Raw genomic sequence first — 8,085 nt, 5'->3', positions numbered from 1 at the left:
CCGTAAATGTTTCCTGTTTCTTCATCCCCATACACCACCATTGCGTTGATAGTGTTATTATCCCACATCCGGAGCCTTTATGGTAGTGCGGATTAAATCAGAGATTCCCAAAGTCTCCGTCTCCCTATTTGGCCTTGCTACTTGGGTTATGAGCCTGATGAACACATCTGTTCAGCCGCCCTTTAACTACAAATATCCCAAGACTCGTTTCGAGGGCCGTCCCATCACCTTGCCCTATGAATGTGGTGATGGGGAATGGATCATGATCAACATCATGGAGTGGGAGCGCTATCGCGATGCCTTCTGTGCAGCAATGGAAATTCCCGAGGTTGCCTCCGATCCTCGGTTCCACACCTCCGCTGATGTAGGTAAGTTGGAAAATCGAGGTCCATTCATAAAGCTCCTCGAGGATCAGTTCCGCAGCAAAGATTCCGATTACTGGGATGAGCGTTTGACCAAGGCCGATATTGTGCATAGTCGTCTGGCCCATTTCCGGGAAGCCATCGTAAGTGAACAGGCCAAGGCAAACCACTATGTAGAGCATATCACTTGCCCCAGTGGTCAAGATTATTGGCTTGCTCGTCCCTGTGTCACCTTGGAAGAAGGCGGCTTACCTCCATATGAACTGGCCCACACCTTGGGTCAAGATACCCGCGAAATTCTGGAAGAGCTGGGTTACTCCGGCGCAGAGAACGACTCGCTTTCCGAGGGGGGTGCTGCGGTGGTGAAATAATCTGTATCCCACATTGGTATACCCGAGGAAATATTGAGGAGGGAGAATTTTGAATCCTGAAGTATTGAGCTTGATTGGTATTCTGGTTGCTACAGCCTTCTTTATCTTTGGCATTTTTAAAGGATACCACGTCACCCTAGTCAGTATCTTGGCTGTTGCAATCGTCGCCATTTTTTCCGGCGTGAACATCATGACTGCCCTGACCGATGACTACATGCCCCGGTTTGCCGGTGCTGTTTCCAGCTATTTTCTTATGTTCTTTTTCAGCGCCCTGTTCGCCAAGTCCCTCGGTGATGTGGGAGCCGCTCAATCCATTGCCTTTGCCCTGGCCCGTTTGGCCAGAAAATTTAAGGGCCATGAGAAATTGGCTGGTGTACTCTGCCTGGCAGCCCTACAAGCTGTATTCAGCTATGGCGGTATAAGCGTATTTGTTGTTACCTTTACGGTCCTCTACATTGCCAAGGATCTGTTTCAGCAGTTAAATATTCCCTGGCACCTGTATACCTGCGGCGCCATTGGCTCTTCTACCTTCACAGTAGCAATGTTACCTGGTTCTCCTCAGTTGACCAACCTGGTCCCTATGGAGTTCTTCGGTACAGACGCTATGGCCGCCCCCGTACTTGGTTGTATCTGCGCTATCTTCTGCTTGATTTTGTGCGTTAGTTGGGTGGTCTTCCAGCTTCGCAGAGCCGAAAAAAGCGGCGAGGGCTTTGAGCCCACCGGTACCGCACTGCTACGCTCTTGGGATGATTCCAAGAATGTCCAGGAATACAACATCCCTCTGCTGAAGTGTCTGATCCCTTCCATCGTGCTCATCGTAGTCCTCAACGTGGTTAAGGCCCCTGCTGTTGTCTCTTTGGCCTGCGCCACTGCTGTTTCCTATCTTATTTTTGAACCCAAGAACATTCTGAAACATCTGAAGAATGGCGCCTTGACTGCCGTTCAGAATACCAACACCGCTTTGGTGGCTCTGGCTTCTGCTACCGGCTTTGGCGGCGTAGTCGCCGCTGTGTCCGGCTTTGATTTTATTATCAACGCATTGGATAAGATTCCCGGTCCTCCTGTGGTGCAGGTCATAATTGCCATCAATGTAGCCGCTGGTTTCTCCGCATCTTCCTCTACTGGTCAGCGTCTTGCTCTGGAACTGCTGGGCGACCGCTTCATGAGCCTCGGCATTCCTCTCCCTGCCCTGCACCGTCTGTGTGCCATATCCTCCGTTGGTCTGGATACTCTGCCTCACAGCTCCGCCCTGGCCAACACCTACTACATGTGCAAGTTGAGCTACAAGGATGCCTACATCAACAACTTTGTTATTTCTGTGGTCTGCACTCTGCTAACTGCAGTCTTCTGCGGCATACTGATTACCCTGGGTCTTACCTTTTAAAAATAGTAACTTTGTCAGAAATGGGCGTTGCAGATTAGAAATCTGCAACGCCCCCTTTTTCTTCTGAACAAGCAAGGGACACCTCACAAAGCCCCTCGCTACCAATTAAACGGCAGACACACATCTAATTTCTGCCGCATACGCTAAAGAAAGCAGCGCACCTCCCCACCAAGGAGGAGGTGCACCTTTATGCTGAATCTGGCCTGGGACTATGCAAGTTTACCCGTTATCATCCAGAACCGCATTGGGCGTATGCGCTGATTCATCATATTTCCGGCTGATCGTCTGCCTCTGTGATGAGTTTTACCAGGTGCTGTGCCAGCACCGAGAAATCCAGTTCTCCCTGATGGAGCAGTATCCCGGCTGTAGCTTCGGATGTTCTGTCTTCTGCCGTGAGAAAGGCGGCCCCAGTAAGCCCCGGACCTATCAGGACTTATTCCAACACATATCCCGGGTCGGCATTGCCAGCGCCAACTACCTTACACCTTTACCGCGCAGACTCCAATGTAATTCATCCATGCCATGGATACGGAACCAGCGAGCAAAGATATTCCGCCTGTTTGAGATGCATTTTATGACGTGGAAAGAGGGCAGTGGCGGTGAATATTATGCTCGCTCACAGGTTGAGCAGCACAAGGGCTCCCAGGGTTATCCCTGCCGCTCCCATTTGACGGCTATTCAGTCGTTCGTGAAAAAGGAAGAAGCTGACCACGCTGATGGTCAGGATTACCCCCACGCTGTAGGACGGGTAGACAAGGAAGGCGGGAAGCTCCGCGAGGGCGGCCAAGAGGAGGCGGGAAGAAAGAAAGTTGGGAACGCCCACCAGCACCCCGAAGAAAATATCCCGGCCCGTGGGGGGCCGACGTTCTTTGACCAGTATCGTCAGGGTGGCCAGCCCGGCAAAGAGAAAGATGTAAAACATAAACAGCCCGTCGTCCTGCCGGCGGCCCAGCTGAGTAAAGACCTTGGACATAGCGTCGCTGGTTCCATTGAGAAGCAGCGTCAGTAGCAGCGGCAGCAGATAGATTTTGTTCCCTGTGGCGTGGTTTTCTGCCTTCCGGGGAAGTCCGTTCATCATCACGGCAGCCACCACCGCCAACGCTATGCCCAGCTCCTGAGGCATGGTGGGACGCTCCCCAAACAGCATCACAGACAACAGAATAGGCACCAATACCCCCAGGCGGGTAAAGACCGAGGAGAGGATGGCTCCGTTTTTATGGATGCTGTATCCGTTGGCGTAAAGGGACGCAAGATAGAGCAGTCCTGTGATCCCTCCCAGCCAACAGGGGGTAATGTCATTGTTATAAAGCGCCTTTGGCTCCATGGTGGCAAAGGCCAGAAGCGTGCAGATGATATAGTTGACAAAATAGACTCCATACGGGCTGCTGGAGTTCAGATATTTCAGGACAATGGCCAGCACAGAGCTGGACAGCAAGGCCAGCAAAAGGAAAATCATATTTAAGCCTCCCTCTCTTTTCAGAAGCTTGCATACTATAAACTTCAAACATATAAAAAAAGTACCACAATCCATTGGATTGCGGTACTTTTATGGAGTGTAAGACCAATTGAGATATTTGCGAAAATCCATGATTTTCAAGGCTTTGCGGGTCTTCACCCATTATTTTTTGGCGTTTTCGCTGCGATGGCTGTGGATTTTCCACCCGAGGGTCAATTTTAGTGTTCGACCAAAAAAGATGTCCGCTTTATCCATGCCGAAAGATTGACTGAGGGAAGCGCCTGCTTCATCGGACACATTATCCAAGGAGTTCGTCCAGCAGGTAGTTGTATTCCGGCAGCTGATCCGTGTACTCTTTCATCCATTCCCGCATAGCTCGCTTTTCCAGATTGGTGGCTTCCGTGTAATCCTCGCTGTGCCCTTCCTGCTCCATAAAGTCGTATGCGAGATTCTGATAGATCTCTTTCACCAATGTTTCGGGATCTTCCAGTCGTGTTACATCGGAGTCATCAATGGAATCCGCCGCAGGCAGGCCAAGCAGAACATACCCGAACTTTTTCGAATAGACCACATCGAGCAATTCAGAGCCTTCAATGTAGTTCTGGAATACCCCAAGGACCCTCTCAAGCTCACTTTTCTTTTCCTCTAATGAACTCATGGCAACATCTCCTTCCTGCCGGAATGAGCAACTTTCCCGGTCTGGTGTATGTGGTTCTTTTATTATACCGCATTTTCTTTGGCCGTGGAAGAGAGGTGGGACGGGAACTTTTCCCAATCACATGGTCTGTTCCATCGTTGCCACCCGGAAATAACCATGAGAATATGCGGGGGCCAGATCAATTTCGCCATCTGGGCAATAGACCCGAATTCCTGCTGCGGTCAACTTTTCTCCAATTGCCGCCAAACCTTCGGCGTCACGAGCCAGACGGTCGCCGTTCATCACCAGCACACGGTCATAGACTCCATGTCGTGCATCACGGATCAGCGTTCGAATGCTCTGTCGGTTTGCGTCCAAGCCGCTCTCATATTGGAGCATCTCTGCGGAAATCGAAAAGCCAAGCTGGCCGGCGAGGCTTCGGAGTGCGGTGAGCTGCTGGTTTATGGCGAGACGATTGCTTTCCGTAGACGCTCCATCTACCCGGCAGTATAGGCAGCACTTAGACATCTGATTTGACCTCCTTGAACGAATTTGGGGAGACGCTACCACTCAGCCCTGACATTCATCCCGGATGAAATCATACAGGGCTTCCGGTTCCTTCAGGCACCACTTAGTTTTTTCATCATCGGTCCAGACTTCATAGTCCGGGGCGGCATCGTAAAGCCACCAGCTGATATAGTCGTACTGGTCGTTGACCGCTTCCTTCAGTACATCCAGCAAGGCGGCAAGAAGCGGTGCTCCGCCCTCAAATACGAAATGTCCGTCTCCCATCAGGGTGAGTGCCTTACTGAACTGTTCGTCTCGATCCTTTTGCGCTTGGATCTTTCGCAGGGCTTCACAGAAGGTTTCCTTGGACAGCATTAAAGTCCCCCTCCCGGATTCTCCCCCTCCGCTTCCTGTTCGGCTTTCCATTTCAGAAGCAAGGAGATGGCCAACTCCTGAGTAGCGGGATCGACGCAGAACTCGAAGAACTTCACAGCCAACATTTCTGGCGTCAGCCCCATCGGGGCGATTACCGCTTCCAACTGTTCCAGAAGCTCCGCATCTACTTGGATTTCCACGAGCTCATATTGCTTTTCATCCATGGTGCGTTTCCTCGCCTTCCGAAGATTCCTTCCGCAACTCGTCCAGTCGCTGCCGGAACAGCTCCTGGAGCTCCTTCCAGACCTGCGGCTGCTTGAGGGTCACTATCGGCTGGTTCAGTTCCCGCTCCAGATCGGCGACAGCCACCGAAAGCGTCTTTTCATCGAACAACTGGTAGTGGCGACGAAGATACTGGACGACCGCCGAACTCTCCTCATCTTCGCTGCGCATGGCATAGCGGAGGGCGCTGTTGATGACACAGGAAAAGTCATCCACATAGTCAAGGTTGAACCAGGAGGCTGGGCAGAGAACCAGGTCATCTTTGCCTTCCTCGGTGATCACCAGCCCAATGTCCTCGCGGCTTATCCTTTCCAGCACGGTGTCCAGGTCATCTGCCAGTGCTTGGCGTGAGATGCGTTCCATGCTTTCCAGAGGTTGTAAAATCGGCATCCTTTCCTTCCTCCTATCGTCTTCTTTGATTTTGCCAGATGTGAGCACCCGACTCAAGCTGTGCCACAATCGAGGATATGGCTCCTGTTCTCCATATCGGTTTAAATGTGCGCGGATCTCTGCCACAGCGGTGAAACGGGTAGCTTCGTCCAGACGGCTCAGGTTCCGGCAGGTGAATTCCGCGACTATGCCGGGCATATAAGTGTGCCGCCCCAGACTGTACTGGATCGCTGCCAGAACGATATGCCGCAGCCCTCCATCTAAAATGGGAGCGAGGATTCTCACGGAGAACAGCAGCCCGGTGCTTCCTTTTCGGGACTGGAGAAAGAGGCCGTTTCGCTCGGCTCGTTCCATCGTGTGCGTCCAGTCCTGCCGTGCGATGAAACCGGCTACAGGAGCCACCTCATAAAAGCCTTTTTTATGTCTCACGGCTGCACCTCAAGCCCGGCTTTTGACTGACCTTTATACAGAAGATTGTTGGCCTCCATCTCCTCAAAGGTGACCGGCTCGAAGTGATTGACATCCACTCCGGCATTCAGCATTCTCTCGTTTGCCTGGATGAGCGGCCAGTAATCCGCGTCGGTATTGCCGTGGATGTGGCCAAAGACCATGTAGCAGCGCATGATGTGAGGCCAAGACATCATGGGGTAGTGACAAAGTGTGTACTGCCGCTTCCCGTCTGCGACATACAGCAGGTTATTGACGCTTTCAAAGAATCGTTCTGTCTGACAACTCCTGATCCATCCCCTGTCATGATTCCCAAGGATGAGATGTTTCTTCCCCCGCAGCCGCCGCAGGTATTCCTCCGGCGGCTTTTGGCTGCGGTAGATCAGGTCGCCGAGGATATAGACAGTATCCTTCCCTGTGACCTTGTGGTTCCAGTTTTCGATGAGAGTTTCGTCCATCTCCTCGATACTGGAAAAGGGCCGATTGCAAAGGCGGATGCAGTTTTCGTGACCGAGATGCAGGTCAGAGGTAAAGAAGATCATGGGGTTTCACCCTCCTTCTTCATCCTGGGAACTGGGATTGGCTGCCATCGGCAGTATTTTGCAAGTTCATCCTGACGCTCCCGAGGCAGGTTCATAAAATCGACAATGCTCTCTCCCGGAAACCTGTCGTGGCAGTAGGCGGGAAAGACTCCCTCCGGCACGATGCCGATGGACTCCGCTCCGGTCAGGCGGGCCTTCAGTTCCTCTGTGTTTCGGATGCATACGGGAACGCCTGCCCGATAAAGCGCCAGGAAGAAACGGACCGCCTCAATCGTCCGGGTCTCCGCAAGACCGGCCACCACCAGATAGTAGCCATGCGCATCTTGGTGTACGATGCAGTCGATGTGGGTGCTGTTGCCGCCCCGGCATACCTCCCAGGGGTGACCGGTGCGGGGACGCTCCTTCAGCCACCGTGCAAAAGCTTCGGGGGAATCTCCGTCCAGCTTGGACAGTCCCTCGTCCCGCCCATCGGCGTGGAGAGCGTACTGCTCTTTTTCCGATTTCTCCGTTCCAGTGTATCCCATGGCCCGATAGCCCAGGGCACAGAAGTGATAGAATTCGTTTGCGGTCACGGATGGGAGCCGCTTGTTATTTTCCAAAGGATACCCAACCGCCGAGGTGAGAAACTCCTCCACCTCCTGCTGGGAGAAGTCCTGGAAGAACTCCTCCTTCCACTGTGGGAATACCCTCCACAGATCCCGGCGCAGGATGGTTCCGGTTCGATGCCAGATGGGCAGCTCCCGCTCCACCAGTTCCTGATAAGAACCGGTTTCCACCATCTGAACGGTGTCCCGTACCGCACCCTCCAGCCAGGCGGTGAATGGGGCGATGTCATAGGGGAAGGCGCGCTCTTTGCGGCTGTCCACCTCCAGCACATGCCGATGCCCCAAGAATATTGCCCGATACCCGATCTTCTGATCCTCGCCGGCGGCAAAGTGGAACCACGCTGCCTCCTCCGGGAACTCGGAGTGCCACCAGGTTTCAAACTCCTCAAAGCTCTCCACCTGGCCGTCCGCCCGCAGCTCCTCAAAGCTGCCGAAGTCTTCAATGGTACCTCGCTCCGCACGGAGCCATAGTTCCCAGCTTGTGTTCTCCGGGCCTGGCTCCAGCCGGTGGAGAAGGCGGAAGATCCGGTCGATGGCCGCATAGGATGTCTCGTCATAGGTGAAGGAGCAGTTGATGTTTCGGTATTCCACCCGACCCAGCCAGTTGATGTAGTGCTTGGGAATCTCTGATTTAATCCGCACTACCATAAAGGCTCCGGATGTGGGATAATAACACTATCAACGCAATGGTGGTGTATGGGGATGAAGAAACAGGAAACATTTACGG

Annotated in this window: 10 protein-coding genes; 2 read left to right on the top strand and 8 right to left on the bottom strand. The window is 52.9% G+C overall.

The features are described from left to right. Positions 1 to 79 precede the first annotated feature (79 nt). Both ACTNBK_RS16010 and ACTNBK_RS16005 read left to right on the top strand, forming a co-directional pair. Complete coding sequence (locus ACTNBK_RS16010; protein WP_441147614.1) at positions 80 to 733, top strand: CoA transferase; 654 nt, start codon at positions 80 to 82, stop codon at positions 731 to 733. A 49-nt stretch (positions 734 to 782) separates the two neighbouring features. After that, entirely contained in the window at positions 783 to 2,117 is a 1,335-nt protein-coding gene (locus ACTNBK_RS16005; RefSeq protein ID WP_441147612.1) for a GntP family permease, read from the top strand. A gap of 616 nt (positions 2,118 to 2,733) precedes the next feature. On the opposite strand, the gene ACTNBK_RS16000 is transcribed toward ACTNBK_RS16005, so the two are convergent. The 8 genes from ACTNBK_RS16000 to ACTNBK_RS15965 all read right to left on the bottom strand — a co-directional run bounded on the left by ACTNBK_RS16000 (position 2,734) and on the right by ACTNBK_RS15965 (position 8,006). Further along, positions 2,734 to 3,573 (bottom strand): EamA family transporter, encoded by an 840-nt coding sequence (locus ACTNBK_RS16000; protein ID WP_441147610.1) that lies wholly within the window; start codon positions 3,571 to 3,573, stop codon positions 2,734 to 2,736. A gap of 298 nt (positions 3,574 to 3,871) precedes the next feature. Then, entirely contained in the window at positions 3,872 to 4,231 is a 360-nt protein-coding gene (locus tag ACTNBK_RS15995) for a hypothetical protein (protein ID WP_087334825.1), read from the bottom strand. Between the two features lie 117 nt (positions 4,232 to 4,348). Next, positions 4,349 to 4,738 carry a recombinase family protein gene (locus tag ACTNBK_RS15990; RefSeq protein ID WP_148337050.1) on the bottom strand — a complete coding sequence of 130 codons (390 nt, stop codon included), beginning with the start codon at positions 4,736 to 4,738 and terminating at the stop codon, positions 4,349 to 4,351. Between the two features lie 42 nt (positions 4,739 to 4,780). Beyond that, positions 4,781 to 5,092 (bottom strand): hypothetical protein, encoded by a 312-nt coding sequence (locus tag ACTNBK_RS15985; RefSeq protein ID WP_101691777.1) that lies wholly within the window; start codon positions 5,090 to 5,092, stop codon positions 4,781 to 4,783. Further along, positions 5,092 to 5,316, bottom strand: coding sequence for a hypothetical protein (locus tag ACTNBK_RS15980; RefSeq protein WP_087937001.1), 225 nt, complete (start codon positions 5,314 to 5,316; stop codon positions 5,092 to 5,094). Before ACTNBK_RS15980 ends, ACTNBK_RS15985 begins: the two co-directional genes overlap by 1 nt. Further along, on the bottom strand, positions 5,309 to 6,193 hold the full coding sequence (locus ACTNBK_RS15975) for a hypothetical protein (protein WP_441147607.1): 885 nt from the start codon (positions 6,191 to 6,193) through the stop codon (positions 5,309 to 5,311). The genes ACTNBK_RS15980 and ACTNBK_RS15975 overlap by 8 nt, the downstream gene beginning before the upstream one ends. Beyond that, the gene (locus ACTNBK_RS15970; RefSeq protein WP_087937003.1) at positions 6,190 to 6,753 is read right to left on the bottom strand and encodes a metallophosphoesterase; all 564 of its coding nucleotides are present in this window, start codon (positions 6,751 to 6,753) and stop codon (positions 6,190 to 6,192) included. Before ACTNBK_RS15970 ends, ACTNBK_RS15975 begins: the two co-directional genes overlap by 4 nt. Further along, entirely contained in the window at positions 6,750 to 8,006 is a 1,257-nt protein-coding gene (locus ACTNBK_RS15965; RefSeq protein ID WP_441147605.1) for a hypothetical protein, read from the bottom strand. Before ACTNBK_RS15965 ends, ACTNBK_RS15970 begins: the two co-directional genes overlap by 4 nt. Positions 8,007 to 8,085 lie beyond the last annotated feature (79 nt).

The sequence above is a fragment of the Intestinimonas sp. HCP28S3_D6 genome, assembly GCF_052065695.1.
Taxonomy (GTDB): Bacteria; Bacillota; Clostridia; order Oscillospirales; family Oscillospiraceae; genus Intestinimonas.
This window is presented reverse-complemented; position numbering and strand designations above follow the sequence as displayed.